Source organism: Caballeronia sp. SBC1 (genome assembly GCF_011493005.1).
Lineage (GTDB): Bacteria > Pseudomonadota > Gammaproteobacteria > Burkholderiales > Burkholderiaceae > Caballeronia.
Map to the genome: position 1 here is coordinate 1,880,997 of NZ_CP049157.1, position 14,728 is coordinate 1,895,724.

Here is a 14,728-nt window from a genome sequence, read left to right on the forward strand (position 1 = left end):
GACGATCGAGCGTGTCGATGAGTCTTTGGAGGATAGGTGTACACGATCGCAGGTTATAGACTGATGGCACTTTCGCGCCCGCGAACAGATACATGGAGCGACAACGAAATTCGCATGCGTATTGGAACTTTTAGTTTTGCCTGGCCACCGCTGGTTCTTTTTCTTAGTATTGCCGTTGCATTCGTGCTTGGCCGAAAGCTTGCACGGCGCGATCCGGATATCGACAAGGCGCTTCTCTGGACGCTCGTTGCGGGATTTGGCGTCGCACGGGTGTCGTTTGTGTTGCGCTACCTTCCCGCATACAAAGGGCACGTCATGTCGGTACTGGACATTCGGGATCTTGGCTTCGACGCATTTCCGGGGCTTATTGCGGGCGCATGCGTGGCGTTATGGTTCGTCTTGCGCGTCAGGGCAATTCGCCGGGCACTCGTTGTGGCGATTGCGTCAGGCGCCGTTGCATGGAGCGCTGCGAGCGCCGCGGTGGCTTCACGCGGAGGGCCAGACCTGATACCCGCAATCTCGCTGGCCGACATGAGCGGGCGGCTCCAGCCCCTCAAATCAGCCGATGGCGAACCGACCGTCATCAACCTGTGGGCGACATGGTGCCCACCTTGCCAAGCGGAAATGCCGGTTCTCGCTGCTGCCCAGGCCGACAATCCGCACCTTCGTCTGATCTTTGTGGCGCGACAATCTGGATGAGAGACGCGCGACAATCAAGTTGAGAATGTCGCGGCAGAAATGATGATGCCGATGTTGATTGACGCTGGCAAGCGTTTATTGATTGACGTGCGGCGTTGATTGACGCGGGCGAGTGGGTGTCGCGCGACAATCAAGCTGAAGCGATCAGTCGATGAGGATTGCTGTGTAATTGTGACGCCGCAGGTATTCTGGCTGCACGACAATCAGATGAGAATGTGGTGGCGTGGAAGGTGAATCCGGGGTTGATTGACGCCGGCTAGCTTTGCCTGCGAGCCGCGCGTCAATCAGGATGAGAACAGCGGGTCATTCGGTGAGGTCGATGCCGTGCTGATCCTCCTGTGTCGGTGGCACGCCAACGTTCTTTGGTGTCGCTCGACTGGCCGGGCGTCCCGGTCCCTGCTGCTTGCGCTGCAGGGCAGTACGGCGACGGTAGCTTTCGACGTTCAGCTCAAAGATGGTCGAGTGATGGACCAGCCGGTCGACGGCGGCCACCGTCATGGCCCGGTCGGGGAAAACCTTGTCCCATTCGCCAAACGGCTGGTTGGCCGTTATGCAAAGGGAACGGCGCTCGTACCTGGCGCTGATGAGCTCGAACAGCACTGACGTCTCTGCCTGATCCTTGCTGACATATGCGAAATCGTCCAGGATGACCAGGTCGAAGCGATCCAGCCGGTTGATGGCGGACTCCAGCGCGAGCTCGCGGCGCGCGACCTGCAACCGTTGCACGAGGTCGGTAGTGCGAGCGAAGAGGACCTTCCAGCCCTTCTCCAGCAGGCTCAGTCCGATGGCCGACGACAAGTGCGATTTGCCCCCTCCGCTCGGCCCCAGAAGAATCAGGTTGGTGCCGTTACGCAACCAGCCGTCGCCCGCGCAAAGCGCCGAGACGTGCGCGCGCGACACCATTGGCACCGCGTCGAAATCGAAGTTCTCCAGTGTCTTGCCCGGCAGGAGCTTGGCGTCCCTGAGGTGACGTTCGACTCGGCGTCGATCGCGCTCGGCGATCTCGTGTTCGGCCAGCGCCATCAGCAGGCGTGCTGCCGGCCAGCCTTCCGTGTCGGAGCGCTCGGCAAAGCTGGACCAGATCTGCTTGATGGCGGGCAGCCGCAAATCGTTGAGCAGCAGCGACAAGCGGGTGGCGTCGATGTCGAGATTCATGCCGTCACCTCCGTTGCCATGTCAAGCAGGGCTTCGTAGTCGCTCAGCGCGGCGAGCTGGATGTTCACCTCTGGCATGCTGCTCGTCGGCTTCGCTTCGAAGCGCGAACACAGTGCGTCGAGATCGGGTAACCGTCCATCGTCCAGGCACTGTTGCAGCGCCTTGGCCAGTTGGGCTTCGCAGTTGTGCTCGTGGGCCAGGCTGAGCAGTTCTACCATGGTCCTGCATGCCTGACGCTCCGGGAGCTGCTCGAGCAGGCGATCGAAGCTCAGGCGATACGCCTCGCGCGGAAAGATCTGATCGCGGTAGACCAGGTTGAGCAGTGCCATGGGCTTGCGGCGCAGCGCGTGGATGACGTGCCGGTAGTTGATGACATGGCCGTGCTTGCCCTTGGGACCCGCACGGCCGCGCTGCAGTGTCATCAGGGCCGTACTGCCCAGAAACAGCTCCAGCCGGTCGTCGTACAGGCGCACGCGCAGGTGATGGCCGATCAGCCGGGACGGGACGGTATAGAACACCTTGCGCAGGACGAAGCCGCAGGTGGTCGTGACGTACACGCGCGTTTCCTCGTAGTCACACGTACGCTGGGCCGGAAGCGGCTGAAGCAGTGCCCGCTCGAGCTCAATGCGTTTGCCATTACGCGCGTTGATTCGACCGACGATCTCGTCGATGAAGCGGCGATAGGAACCAAGATCGTCGAAGTCGTGACTGCCGCGCAGAAGCAACGCATCACGCGCTGCGCTCTTGAGGTGGCCATGAGGGCTCTCGATGGAGCCGTTCTCGTGGGCAACGCCACGGTTGTTGCGTGTGGGCTGCATGCCGTAGTGGGCGCACAGCGCATCGTAACGCGTGGTCAGATCCTTGCGCGCGTCGGCATCGAGATTGCGGAACGCCGCCGACAGGCTGTCGCTGCGGTGCTCGCGCGGCGCGCCCCCGAGTGCCCAGATGGCGTTCTGCAGCCCTTCGGCCAGCGCGACATAGCTCTCGCCGCCGAGAATGACGTGAGCGTGCTCAAAGCCCGAGCAGGCCAGCCGGAAGTGATAGAGGCGGTGGTCAAGCGCGACACCCGCCACGGTGACGCCCAAGCTGTCCATCTCGGTGAAGTCGGACAACCCGAGACGACCGGGTTCGTGTACCTGACGGAACATAACGTCATGCTCCTCGCCATGGAGTGCGCGCCAGTCGCGAATACGGCGCTCCAGTGTGCGGCGCACGTTGCCCGGAAGGTCGGGATGGCGCCGAAGCATCTCGTCCAGTACGGCTATCGGCCGGATGCCGGGAGCGCACTGGAGCAGCGGCACGATCTCTGTGTCAAAGATTGCCGCCAGGGGATCGGGACGGCGACGCGCACGTGGTGCCTTCTTCTTCGATGGCAGTCGCCGGTCCTGATCGATGCGATAACCCGTGGCGGCGCTGAACCCGGCGCGCGCAGCCGCTTGAGCTGGTCCTTCCTTGAGTCTGTACTTCATGAAGAGCCTCATCTGATGGTCGTTGATGTGTCGGCCGGGCAACTCAGCCTCCCTTCGCTACATGGAAGAGCTGTTCATACCCGATTTACCGCGACCACCGACAAGGCACCCCGGCAGCGGGGCGGACTCCTCGGCGCGGCGTTGCGGCAGCGGTTCTGGGCTACGCCCTCCACCGCTGCCGCAACGCCAGTACTCTCATCCTGATTGACGCACGGCTCTCATCTTGTTTGACGCGCGGCAGATCTTCGTGAATCAAGGGGAAACGCAAGCGATCATTGAGGGTTATCTCGCTTCGCACGGGTTGCAGATCAAGAATGTCCTGCTTGATTCGCGACTTGATCTGGCGAAGGCCGTTGACCCAGCCGGCTACCCGACAACGCTCTTTTATGACGGTCATGGCCGCTTGCTGGCAACGCACTTGGGGCCGTTCTCCAAGGCAACATTTCGGCAGGCGCTGGAAAACTTCTATCAGCACGCGTCTGTCGCTCCTTGAGCCCGATCCTGCGAATTCCGGTGACGACGATCATCGGTTTCGCGTGTATCTGCGGCCGGAAGTAGTGGAAATAGTTGAAAGGATTTCCGCCATCCTCGGGCAAGACCGGGCGGGGGCGGGATGCCTGCCGGGCGTCACCTTGCGCGCTGCGTTGCGCCAAGCTGCGAACCTCGCTTGCCGGGTCTGATCGATAAGTATCTGGCGTCAGCAGGCTACACCGGTCAGCTGACCGATGCGCCTCTGGCGGCAGATCCGCCAGCCAATCTATTCGAACTGGTGGCGAGCAACTACGGCGCGCATGGGCCATTTGACAGCGAGTCGAAACGGGGCAGTTGGGACATGTTCACCGATCGGCACCGCACTGCCTTTTGGACAGTCGCTGCCTTGGGTTTGATCGGCGGTGTCCACTTGTTAGGGCGGCCTCAAAAGCGAAGTGCAACACCTATCTCGTATAAGGTGTCGCAATGCCCGAAAAAACTTCTTACCAACAACTTCAGCCTGAAGAACGTCTGATCATTGCAAGCTTGCATCTGCAGGGTTCAAGTATGCGAGCCATGGCTCGCATACTTGGGCGCTCGCCGGGAACTATCAGCCGCGAGTTAACGCGAAACAGCTCTCCTGTTGGCTATGCATCAGTGCCTGCTGCAGCGCTTTGCAGCGCGCGCCGCAGTGCGTCACGCCCTCGGGCCAAGCTTTGCCCGCAAAGTGTCTGCTGGCGCATCGTTCTCACCCTGCTTGAGTGGAAATGGTCGCCTCAGCAGATATCGGGCACACTGAAGCGCATGTATCCAACCGACTCGACCCAGCACGTCTCGCACGAAACCATCTACACGGCTATCTATGCTCAGCCGCGCGGTGAACTGCGCCGCCAACTCATTGCCTGCCTGCGCCATGGCCACAGCACGCGCATGCCACGCACGCGGGGCACCGACCGGCGCGGACAGATTCCCGACATGGTCAGTATCCACGTGCGCCCGCCCGAAATTGAAGACCGACTGCTGCCAGGTCACTGGGAAGGCGACTTCATCAAGGGTGCGAACAACCAATCCTCTGTCGGCGTTCTGGTCGAGCGCACCAGCCGCCTGGTGCTGCTTGCCAAGATGGAGGACGCCACCGCCGCGTCAGCGCTAGCGGGCTTCTCCGCCAAACTCAATTCGATTGTGGCGCCCTTACGGCAAAGCTTTACTTACGACCAGGGCAAAGAGATGTCGCGGCATAAGGAGCTGGCCGCCGCCACCGGCGTGAATGTCTACTTCTGTGACCCACATAGCCCCTGGCAACGTGGAACCTGCGAGAACACCAACGGGCTGCTGCGCCAGTATCTGCCTAAAGGCACGGACCTATCGGTCTACAGTCAGGAAGAACTCGACGCGATCGCCGACAGTCTGAACAGCCGCCCGCGCGCCACTCACGCGTTCCATTCGCCATTCGAGGTCTTCGCTGCGACACTTGCCTCAGCAAGCCAACCTCAAGGCTCTAAACACTAGCCCCTCCTGTTGCGCTTCGGTTTGAAACCGCCAACTAATAAGATGGTCTCTCCCGCCTCGCGAGTGAGTTAACCTAGCGGTGCTCAATCCCGATCAGAGATCATCATGGAAGTGTCCTTCTGCACTGCGGCATGGAGCAGGTGTATCCCGGCGCCACATACTTCGAAGAGTGCTACCGGCAGCGAGCCCTGAACGACCGACCCGACCTGCCGAATCACTGGGCTAAGTTTCGCAGGCCAAACAGACTGACACACTCAAATCACGAAAATGGAGGAGCCTGTGGTTTTTCGAGCCGCCAGGTCCCGATGTGCCTGCACCGCGTCCTGCAAGGCATACCGCTGATTGATCTCGATGTGGATGCGGCCTGCCGCCACATGGCCGAATAGCTCATCGACAAGTTCCGCCTTTTCGACCGGATCGGCGATGTAGTCGGCCAGGCCCGGGCGGGTCAGGTACAGCGAGCCCTTGCGGGCCAGAATTTGCGGATCGAACGGCGGGATTGTGCCGGACGCTGTGCCGACGCAGACCATCAGGCCGCGACGCTTGAGGGAGTCTAGCGAGGACATGAAGGTGGCCTTCCCCACGCTGTCGAAGACCACGGACACGCCCACCCCGCCGGTCAGTTCCCGCACGCGCTTGGCCACATCCTCATGACTGTAGTTGATCGTGTGATCGCAGCCGTGGGCGCGCGCTACTTCGGCTTTGGCGTCGGTCGAAACCGTACCAATTACCGTCAGCCCGAGTAATTTGGCCCACTGCGAAACGATTAGACCAACACCGCCTGCTGCGGCATGCAGCAGCACGGCGTCGCCCGCCTTGAAAGGGTAGATTCGGCGTACCAGGTAGGCGGCGGACAAACCCCGCATGGTCATGGCCGCCGCGGTCTCGCAGCTGATGGCCTCCGGCAGCTTGATTAGCAGCGCGGCGGAAATCAGCCGCTCAGTGCTGTAAGCGCCGAGTGTGTTGATGAAGCCCGTGTAGGTCACACGATCGCCGACCGCCAGATGGGTCACGCCGGCACCGATAGCCTCGACCACGCCGGCTGCCTCGTTGCCGAGGCCGCTGGGGAGCGGAACCGTGTAGGTGCCTCCGCGGAAGTAGGTGTCGGCAAAGTTAAGACCCACTGCGACGTGACGGACGCGCACCTCTCCCGGTCTTGGCTCTCCAACGTCAGCGTCCTCAAAACGAAGGACCTCGGGACCACCGGTTTCGTAGAATTTAACGACTTTCGCCATGTTGTCTCCTGTCGATCGGAGTTAGCGCTAGCGCTTACTTCGATCTCATGCAAGTTGCGGTTGTGTATCGACTGCCGCAGTTCGCCTGCGGCTCGCCAGCCCTTGGTTCGCTCCTTGATCTCGCCAAAAAGCTCTTGTCGATGTAGGGGAACTTCAACTTCAGCTTGAGTCCGTCTTTAGAAAATGCAGGACGACTCATACAGCATATGATGCCAATTCCCTCGGAGGCTTTAGGTCGGCTTGCGCAGAAATCCCTGGTTGCCGCCGTTACGGTTGGGCGCGAAGCCATTGGCCTGAAGCGTCTGGTCCGCCGTTTCGTAGAAGACCCCAATCTTCATGATCTCTCGTGCCTGTTTCGCTGTTGCTATGGGGCGGCCAAATTCGCCGGAGATACGCACCAACTGCTTAATTTGCTCGACGGAGCTCATCTTGCCCGTGCGAGTCTGGTTCCAGAGCACATCCTCGATGCCGCACCGCACATGCAGGCCCAAGGCAATGCCTATCATATTCACGGGCAACACATTCAGCACCGAACTCTCCACCGTGATCACTGCGCCGTCGGGCGCAGCACGCAGGAAGTTGGCCAGGTTGTAGATGTTCGCTTGATCCATGCCGCCGCTGATAGCCACCCAGTTCATCACGAGTGGCCCCTTGTAGACGCCGCGGCGAATCATCCGCTCAATCGTTTCAAAGCTGTTGATGTTGTAGCACTGAAACTCACTTTGGATTCCGGCGGCAGTCAGGCGTCGGATGTGCTCTTCGGCCCAGCTGGGATTCGAGGGCACGATCATGTCCTTGTAGGTTGCATAAAGCTTCGGGAACCCTCGCGAAACTCCCTGGAAGTCATCTATACCGGCATGCTCCGTCACATTCATCTGCGTCGTGTTGACGGTGACAGTCACCTGGTCGGGCTTCGGATCGAGTTCGGCCAGCATATGCCGCGTGTCATCGCTTAGCCATTTGGCGGCAGAACCATCGTCCTCGGGCGCAAAGCTGATGGAGCCGCCCACCTGAATGACCATTTCCGGCACGCGGGCCCGCACCCCGGCGATCAGCTCATTGAACATAGACAGGCGCTTGCTGCCCTTGCCATCGGGTTCGCGCACATGCAGATGCAGCACGGTGGCACCAGCTTCGTAGCAATCCACCGCCTTCTGGATCTGCTCCTCCATTGTTACGGGGATATCTTCCGGGAAGTCTGAGGGAATCCAGCCCGGCGCATACGGGGCGGCTGTAATGATCAGGGGCTGCTGGTTCTCAGGGTAAAGGTGGCCGTCAAGGAAGTTCATGATGGATCTCCAAGTTGAAACGTGAATATTGAGAATGTCGAACTAGATGAGAACGCTCTAGATCCCCATTTACAGAACCACCTTCTGCGCGGCAGTGCATGGGCGATCAGCATTCGTTCAACATGAACATGCCCTTGGAGCCTTTGCTGTCGGCATCGTGCACCTGCGCGTGCAAAACGGTGGCGCCCGCGTTGTAGCAGTCCACTGCCTTTTGCACCTGAGCTGCCATCGTCACCGGTACATCGTCCGTATCGCCGGGCAGAGAAGCGTCCACAAAGTGCATAACCATCTTCTTTAAGCGGTTGTTGTCTGAGTGTCTGAGCGACCAGTGGATCATCTGGCCTGGCGCCTCCTCCTGCTTTACATTGCATGTCTTGCACTTGACTTTTCATGACATTGATTCGCTGGCGCAGGAGCACCGGATCATCGACTACCGCATCCGCGGATCCCGACCGCGATGGCAGGAAAAACACTATTAAGCGCACAACATGAAGGACCAACCTGATTCATTATTAGCGTCGGAATTTAATCGGAATCCTGATGAAACCTTGGCGCGTCGCGCACGATTCAGTCATAAGTCATGTGCTGCGCGATGAATCGTTCGTTCTTCAACGTGCTTCTCGGCGGCTTCGGCAATGAGGCGGATGCGCCGGCGAAACGTCATGGTGGGCCAGCGCCACAATGCCCACCATGCACACATAGCAAAGCGCTTCATGAGTCATTGGAGTGAGATTCCTCCTCGGGACAAACGCTGAAGCAATCCGCGCCGCAATCCGTCGAGCAGCATGAGTTTGGTTCATCAATATCTTCGCAAATGGCAGCGCCGACAGCATCGGAATTTCTCCGTTCATTGAACTTCGCATCGAGCACGGCAAGGCTATGAGTCATAGTGTATCGCCGAAAAATAATAATGTCGACAAAAATAGAAATGGAGAATTCGTCGCCTGATGTGGTAGACGCCTATTGACTCCTCCAATGCGAATCTGGGGTTCCGAACGTCATCGCTTGCCGATGCGCCATATACCGTTCTGTTCGCTAGGTCGACTCAGTATAAGTATTAATGTCGACATCAAAAATTATAGAGGATGATCGGTGTCGTCAATGTTCAGTCGGCAGGCATCCTGGATTCGGCGATCGCCGCCAGCCTTCTGTATCAGAAGTTGTCGGCGGCATCGTTCAATCCCATGGCCCCAATACCGGAAGGATCTTTCGCTACAAGGACGCGCGTATGCGTCGATTGCGACCGCAGTGGGGATCGACGATCCTGCGTCGTTCGGTAACAGGCAGGCATCCGGCCGGGTTCGCCTGGTCACTATAAAAAATGGAGGAGACGTCAATGAAACTGAAGTGGAGCGGTGTAGCGGTACTCGCGGTATTCGCCAGCGCGGCGCATGCGCAGTCGTCGGTCACGTTGTACGGCGCAATCGATTCGGGCCTTTTCTATCAGAGCACTGCAGCATCGTCGTTCGCGGCTAACGCCCACAACAACGGACACGTGTTCGGCATCAAGGACGGCAGCCTCTATGGGAGCTTCTGGGGTATCAAGGGAGCTGAGGACATCGGCGGTGGCTACAAGGTCAACTTCAGACTGCAGGGGGTGTTCAACAGCAGTAACGGCAAGGTCGGGCTGCCCGACACGACCGGCACTACTGCGGTGTTCAACCAGCAGGCGACGGTCGGCCTCTCCGGACCGTTCGGCACCTTCGACGCCGGACGGCAGTACACGCCGATGATCTACGCGATGGCCGATACCGACGTCCGCGCGGCGCAGTACTTCGGCAGCATCCTGGGCGCCTGGCTCGGGCTGAACCAGGCCGCCGGCTGGCCCGGGACGAATACGAACGTGCCGCTCGGCGCGCTGTACGACAGCAACGCGCTCGTTTACCAGTCGCCGAAGTTCTATGGTGCGTCGGCCGCGCTCGAGTACGCGCCGGGCGGCGTGGCGGGCCAGATTCAGGGCGGTACGCGCGAATCGGCGGTGCTCAAGTATTCGAACTACGGCCTCAATCTGTCCGCGGTCTACTACAACGCCCACGACACGAACCTCGCGGCAGCCACGCCGACCGGGTACGACAACAACCGCTTCTATTATTTCGGCGCCAAGTACACGTTCCACAGCGTATCCGTGTCGGCGTCGTATGGGATCGCCAAGAATCCGTCGAACCCGAACCTCGCGGATTACGAAATGATTTCGGGCGGGCTCGGCTATCAGTTCGACCCGTTCTTCAGGATCACGTCCGGCTTCTACTACCTGAAGGACCGCAACAATTCGGCGAACCATTCGAGTGAATACGCGGTGGGTGCGGAATACAGCCTGTCGAAGCGCACGATCGTCTCTGCGCAGGTCGGGTACGTCGCCAACCGGGGGACGATGAACCAGACAATCATGTACGGCCAGATCGTCGCGCCGGGCGTGTCGACTACGGCCGCGATGATCGGCGTGCGCCATAACTTCTAATTATTTGAAATCGAAACGGAGAACATCGATGAAAACGATGAATGGATTCAGGGTGGCACTCGGCGTTGCGATCGCTGCGGTGTCGATCAGCGCGTGGGCGCAGGAGGGCGCGTCGGTGGGGGCATCGGCTGGCACGGCGGTGACAGCATCCGGCGGTATGACGGCCAAAGCCGCGCGGCAGGCGAATCGCGCGCTACGGCGCAAGGTGTATGCGGCACTCGCGAAGCACAAGGAGATCGACGCGGGCGATATCAGCATCACCGCGAAAGGCGGTGCGGTGATGATCAGCGGCACGGTCCCGGAGGCGTCGCAGATCAACACTGTCGCCGAGGTCGCGAAGGGCGTCGCGGGTGTGACATCGGTCACCAGCAAGCTCATGGTGCAGCGGCCGTTCGGCCAGTAGTGCGGCGAGCAGGCCGGTCCAGTTCGAATTGACAAACGCCCCATGGATTTGAACCTGATCCACGTCAGCGAAGCGGGTGAGCGCCCGGATCGAGACGTTGGGTCGTCACGCTGGTGAAAATACTTTCGAAGCGCAACTGGAACTCGAAGGCCGGCATTGGATGGAGTCCGTCAACCTTCAATGATATTCAGGGCGGCCAGTTGTTCACTTAAGGAGGAACCCGTCATGAAGGTCATCTCTCACCTCGATAAAGTGCGACGCATGGCGGTGCTTCGACAACGCCTCAACCCGTTAGCCGACTTCGAATTGTGGTTCGGGACCACGCTGACCGCGAGTATCAACGTGTTCAATGCAACGCTTCATCTCACTGGCCTGACGCGTGAGGATCCCGTGTTCTCGACCATTCCCGGCGTGCACGTTGTGAAGCAACCGGATGGCAGCTACGCGCGCGAGTTGCGTGGGCTCGGCGATGTGAGCCATGTCGGTTGGCCAGAAATCGAGGGAGAAGTACCTCAGGCGGTTCGGCAACTCGAACACGCGTTGCATACCATCGAGCATTACCGGGATCCATGCGTTCGCGGAGATCGGGTTCCAACACAAGCGATCGTCGACGAATGTGAGCAAGCGTTTACACAAGTCATGTACACATTCGAACAGGGGTTGAAGGGTACCGAGTATGAAAACCGAGAATCATCGGCTCAAAGCCGAGAACATCGAGACGTCGCTGAGGCTTCTCGGCGAAGATGACTGGGAAATGAAAATTGAGGCAGCGATGCTGGCTGGGACACACTGGGCAAACTTCGCGCTGCATCGCTGCGGCGTTACTTCAGACAATGAGGACATCGTCCACAACTCGATGCTGGTCGTGAGCATGCTACGCAAGTATTCGCTTGCGGAAAGTGAACTGCTTGGTGCGCTGACGGAAATCGAGGAGCTGCGCCCCCTTTATGTTCGGGGAGACCTACCAGACGGTTCTCACGCCGCTGCTCGAGCGCTGGAACTGCTTCGATTGATCAGCACACTCGCCAGGCGCCCGCCATGACTGCTTCATCGGAAAGCGTCGCAATGATCCATCCGGTTGTCGAGTTCCCTGTGTGTCGCAACCGAGGGGGGACCAACGAACCATGCTCATCGTGAAGCTTAAGCCGCGCGTGCAAATGGACCGGGAGAAGCTGATCTCGCTTTATGCGGGCAAGCGGCGTTTCCGTGACCAATCAAAGTCGGCAGACATTAAATTAATGTCGACATAAATAAAACGGCCTGTTATTGTATTCGAACAGAAGGTGGGGAAACAATATTTCGCGGGTTCGTAAAGCCGGGGCGCCACGCGGCGATGGCGGCCGAATTGGCGTAGTTCCTGCCAGAAACAAGGAGATATCGCTCATGATGAAAGTAGTAAGGCTGACCGCTTGCATTGGTGCCGAGGTGTCCGGCGTGAGCTTGGGGGATGCGTCTCGAGATGCATCGCTGTTCGCCGAAATCAAGGCTCTTTTGCTTAAGCACCGAGTCCTCTTTTTTCGAGATCAGGATATCTCTCGGAAAGAGCATGTCGCCTTTGCGCGCCGTTTCGGGAAACTGGAAGATCATCCAGTTGCGGAGAGCGATCCGGAAAACCCGGGCCTCGTGCAGATCTATCGATCGGAACAAAAGAATCCTTACGAAAACAACTATCACAGCGACGGACTTTGGCGGCCGAACCCATCCATGGGCGCCGTGCTGCGCTGCATCGAGTGTCCAGAGGTTGGGGGCGACACCATCTGGGTCAACATGGTCGAGGCTTATAAGCAATTACCAGAAGACATCAAGAAGCGCATCGAGGGATTGAGAGCAAAAAGCAGCATTGAGCACTCGTTCGGTGCGGCAATGGATCTGGAGGAGCGACGAAAACTGGCGGCGCAGAATCCGGAGGTGGAGCACCCTGTCGTGCGGACGCACCCAGAGACTGGCGAAAAGATTCTATACGTCAGCAGCTTCACGACGCATTTTGCCAACTACCACACAGCTGAGAATGTGCGTTACGGTTTAGACAAGACACCGGGTGCGAGCCTTCTGCTGAGTTATCTGCAGAGCCAGGCATCGATCCCTGAGTATCAGGTTCGTTTCCGGTGGAAACCGAACAGTATTGCAGTCTGGGACAACCGGCCAACGCAGCATTACGCGGTAATGGACTATTGGCCGGCCCCGCGCAAGATGGAGCGCGCAGGAATCGAAGGCGATAAACCATACTGACGTCTGCTTGTCCTCGCGATGTTCGTCGAGGTGTTCGGGCTCAGGTCGGCGGTCGCAGTTCGGCTTTGTATGGATCATCTCGCCTCGGTAGGCGCGTCGCCCTGATTGCCGTCCTTGGCGACCCACGGAGTGCGGGATACGGGCATCTGCCAGAGGCTCGCCATAGCGAATGGATACGCATTGCTCGTATTCAACGAGTCGTCACAACGCCTCGAAATTCGCGGCAATTGCCAGACGGAGCGCAGGAATTTTTGCTGTACAGCGAGTAAGCAGAGGAGGCGTCGAGTCTTCAAAAGTGAGGTTGAGTTTTTGTCGACATTACAATTCTGAGGACTATAATCAAAAGGATTAAATTCGACGAAAATTGATTCCGCTATACGCCATGGCTCGAAATAAAACGCAAAACCTTCCCGATCTTTCCTCGCTCCTTACGCCCAAGAATTCACTGATGTTGGCAGTCGAGAGGGCAGTGCTGCGCGGGCAGGACTGGGCGTCTGCCTCGGTGCCGATTGCCGAGCAGATCGCTGCCCGGCTGGCCGGGGTCATTACGCTTGACCTGGTGAAGCCGGGGCAACGATTGCTGGAGAAAGATATCAGTGAGGTGTTGCACGTCAGCCGTGCTCCAGTGCGCGAAGCGATGCGTATACTGGAGCGGGACCGCCTGGTCGAGTTTCAGGCCAGACGCGGGGCGATCGTCACGGCGCCCGACGAGAATGAGCTTCGGGACATTTTTCGCGTGCGCAGCGTGCTTTACGTCACGATGTTGGAGCAGGTGGCGCGCGAAAGCCCGTCCGAGCTCGATGCGCTACTTGCCGCGCATATGCCCAGGCTAGCCAAGGCGGCCGAGGAGTCGATAGACGCCTATGCCGTGGAAAGCTTTCTTCTGAATTTCACCACGGTCGATCTCTGCCGCAACCGGCTTCTGGTTGATGTCCTGCACTCCATCTCATTGCGAACCTTGCGCTATGTTCGGCTAGGATTTGTGACTACGCCTCAATCGGTTCGCACATCTTTAAAAGTCTGGCGCGCGCTCCAGAAGGCCGCGATCAAACGGGACAACGAACTACTGCTTTCCCTTGCAGCTTCGCGCCTGGACGACGCCAGGGAAACTGCTATTCGCGCGATCGCTGGCAAACCTGCGGACAGTCGGCTTGCACGTGGCCCAAAGGCAGCGCAACCCAAAGTAGCGGCTACCTCTTTATTGTGAGGCGCTCCCTGCGTGCTTAGGACGGTTGAATCCTGGTTGCGTGGGTTCCATTTTTTTGAGGACTCCGTGGCGAGTGGGGACGGCATGTCGCCGGAATTGACTTCGCTTCGCGCTCATCCATTTTTTCTTCATACTGGGTACGCTCACCTAAGACCGGACACCGCATACGAGCACCTTCAGTTGTTTGATTTGCGCCGGTGGGACCTTGCGCCCGAGTCGTCCACATGTTGGTGGAAGCATAGCGGGCAATAGTCGTTCTTCTTCAGCGACTCGACGAACAGCATCGGGACGAGCGCGATGTACCAGATATCCATCGGGATTCGACAGAAAGACCGGCGCTGACAATGAATCAGGTGAGTCAGGATGCCGCGCACGTAATCCCGTTTTGTCTTGCCGTCGCCGTCTGGATCCTTGATGCGGTAGTCGATGATCCAGTGCTCCCGCATCAGCGGATTCGCGGACACGCAGTTCACCATGCCGATCCTCTTGATCAGGCCACGCACGCTCGAACTTTACTTGCACCCGAGCGGCTCGATCCAGCGCGAGAAATCCTGGTCGATGATCATTTCGTCGTGCAATCAATAGCACGAACCTTAGCTTCGCT

16 protein-coding genes and 1 pseudogene are annotated in these 14,728 nt (G+C 58.8%); 11 read left to right on the top strand and 6 right to left on the bottom strand.

From position 1 onward, the window contains the following. The first annotated feature begins 114 nt into the window (after nucleotides 1-114). Nucleotides 115-699 (top strand): TlpA disulfide reductase family protein, encoded by a 585-nt coding sequence (locus tag SBC1_RS26435; protein WP_165989049.1) that lies wholly within the window; start codon nucleotides 115-117, stop codon nucleotides 697-699. 303 nt (nucleotides 700-1,002) lie between these two features. On the opposite strand, the gene istB is transcribed toward SBC1_RS26435, so the two are convergent. Both istB and istA read right to left on the bottom strand, forming a co-directional pair. Further along, entirely contained in the window at nucleotides 1,003-1,854 is an 852-nt protein-coding gene (gene istB / locus SBC1_RS26440) for an IS21-like element helper ATPase IstB (protein WP_122944000.1), read from the bottom strand. After that, on the bottom strand, nucleotides 1,851-3,335 hold the full coding sequence (gene istA / locus SBC1_RS26445; RefSeq protein WP_243830260.1) for an IS21 family transposase: 1,485 nt from the start codon (nucleotides 3,333-3,335) through the stop codon (nucleotides 1,851-1,853). The genes istB and istA overlap by 4 nt, the downstream gene beginning before the upstream one ends. A gap of 235 nt (nucleotides 3,336-3,570) precedes the next feature. Between istA and SBC1_RS26450 the strand changes: the two genes are divergently transcribed. The 3 genes from SBC1_RS26450 to SBC1_RS26460 all read left to right on the top strand — a co-directional run bounded on the left by SBC1_RS26450 (nucleotide 3,571) and on the right by SBC1_RS26460 (nucleotide 5,303). Further along, a complete protein-coding gene (locus SBC1_RS26450; RefSeq protein WP_165989051.1) occupies nucleotides 3,571-3,816 on the top strand; it encodes a hypothetical protein in 246 nt (81 codons plus the stop codon). Nucleotides 3,817-3,990: 174 nt separating this feature from the next. Next, complete coding sequence (locus SBC1_RS26455; protein ID WP_165100608.1) at nucleotides 3,991-4,329, top strand: hypothetical protein; 339 nt, start codon at nucleotides 3,991-3,993, stop codon at nucleotides 4,327-4,329. Continuing rightward, a complete protein-coding gene (locus SBC1_RS26460) occupies nucleotides 4,281-5,303 on the top strand; it encodes an IS30 family transposase (RefSeq protein WP_165100605.1) in 1,023 nt (340 codons plus the stop codon). The genes SBC1_RS26455 and SBC1_RS26460 overlap by 49 nt, the downstream gene beginning before the upstream one ends. Before the next feature lie 254 nt (nucleotides 5,304-5,557). On the opposite strand, the gene SBC1_RS26465 is transcribed toward SBC1_RS26460, so the two are convergent. The 3 genes from SBC1_RS26465 to SBC1_RS40680 all read right to left on the bottom strand — a co-directional run bounded on the left by SBC1_RS26465 (nucleotide 5,558) and on the right by SBC1_RS40680 (nucleotide 8,164). Then, nucleotides 5,558-6,538, bottom strand: coding sequence for a quinone oxidoreductase (locus tag SBC1_RS26465; RefSeq protein WP_165100602.1), 981 nt, complete (start codon nucleotides 6,536-6,538; stop codon nucleotides 5,558-5,560). 230 nt (nucleotides 6,539-6,768) lie between these two features. Continuing rightward, on the bottom strand, nucleotides 6,769-7,827 hold the full coding sequence (locus SBC1_RS26470) for a 3-keto-5-aminohexanoate cleavage protein (RefSeq protein ID WP_165100598.1): 1,059 nt from the start codon (nucleotides 7,825-7,827) through the stop codon (nucleotides 6,769-6,771). Between the two features lie 106 nt (nucleotides 7,828-7,933). Further along, the gene (locus SBC1_RS40680; protein WP_165100593.1) at nucleotides 7,934-8,164 is read right to left on the bottom strand and encodes a 3-keto-5-aminohexanoate cleavage protein; all 231 of its coding nucleotides are present in this window, start codon (nucleotides 8,162-8,164) and stop codon (nucleotides 7,934-7,936) included. A gap of 240 nt (nucleotides 8,165-8,404) precedes the next feature. On the opposite strand from SBC1_RS40680, the pseudogene SBC1_RS40105 reads away from it, so the two are divergent. From SBC1_RS40105 to SBC1_RS26510, 7 genes and pseudogenes are all read left to right on the top strand, one after another. After that, nucleotides 8,405-8,503: pseudogene (locus SBC1_RS40105) on the top strand (hypothetical protein); the annotation flags it as partial. A 660-nt stretch (nucleotides 8,504-9,163) separates the two neighbouring features. Further along, nucleotides 9,164-10,285 carry a porin gene (locus tag SBC1_RS26485; RefSeq protein WP_165100587.1) on the top strand — a complete coding sequence of 374 codons (1,122 nt, stop codon included), beginning with the start codon at nucleotides 9,164-9,166 and terminating at the stop codon, nucleotides 10,283-10,285. A 28-nt stretch (nucleotides 10,286-10,313) separates the two neighbouring features. After that, nucleotides 10,314-10,688, top strand: a complete 375-nt coding sequence (locus SBC1_RS26490) for a BON domain-containing protein (protein WP_165100583.1) — start codon at nucleotides 10,314-10,316, stop codon at nucleotides 10,686-10,688. A 225-nt stretch (nucleotides 10,689-10,913) separates the two neighbouring features. After that, entirely contained in the window at nucleotides 10,914-11,435 is a 522-nt protein-coding gene (locus SBC1_RS26495) for a hypothetical protein (RefSeq protein ID WP_206366089.1), read from the top strand. Between the two features lie 7 nt (nucleotides 11,436-11,442). Next, complete coding sequence (locus tag SBC1_RS26500) at nucleotides 11,443-11,730, top strand: hypothetical protein (protein WP_241202177.1); 288 nt, start codon at nucleotides 11,443-11,445, stop codon at nucleotides 11,728-11,730. Between the two features lie 344 nt (nucleotides 11,731-12,074). Then, complete coding sequence (locus SBC1_RS26505; RefSeq protein ID WP_165101621.1) at nucleotides 12,075-12,917, top strand: TauD/TfdA family dioxygenase; 843 nt, start codon at nucleotides 12,075-12,077, stop codon at nucleotides 12,915-12,917. Nucleotides 12,918-13,299: 382 nt separating this feature from the next. Further along, nucleotides 13,300-14,124 carry a GntR family transcriptional regulator gene (locus tag SBC1_RS26510; protein WP_165100577.1) on the top strand — a complete coding sequence of 275 codons (825 nt, stop codon included), beginning with the start codon at nucleotides 13,300-13,302 and terminating at the stop codon, nucleotides 14,122-14,124. A 176-nt stretch (nucleotides 14,125-14,300) separates the two neighbouring features. Here the strand turns inward: SBC1_RS26510 and SBC1_RS26515 are convergent, their stop codons facing one another. Further along, complete coding sequence (locus tag SBC1_RS26515) at nucleotides 14,301-14,600, bottom strand: hypothetical protein (protein ID WP_165100574.1); 300 nt, start codon at nucleotides 14,598-14,600, stop codon at nucleotides 14,301-14,303. Nucleotides 14,601-14,728: the final 128 nt, after the last annotated feature.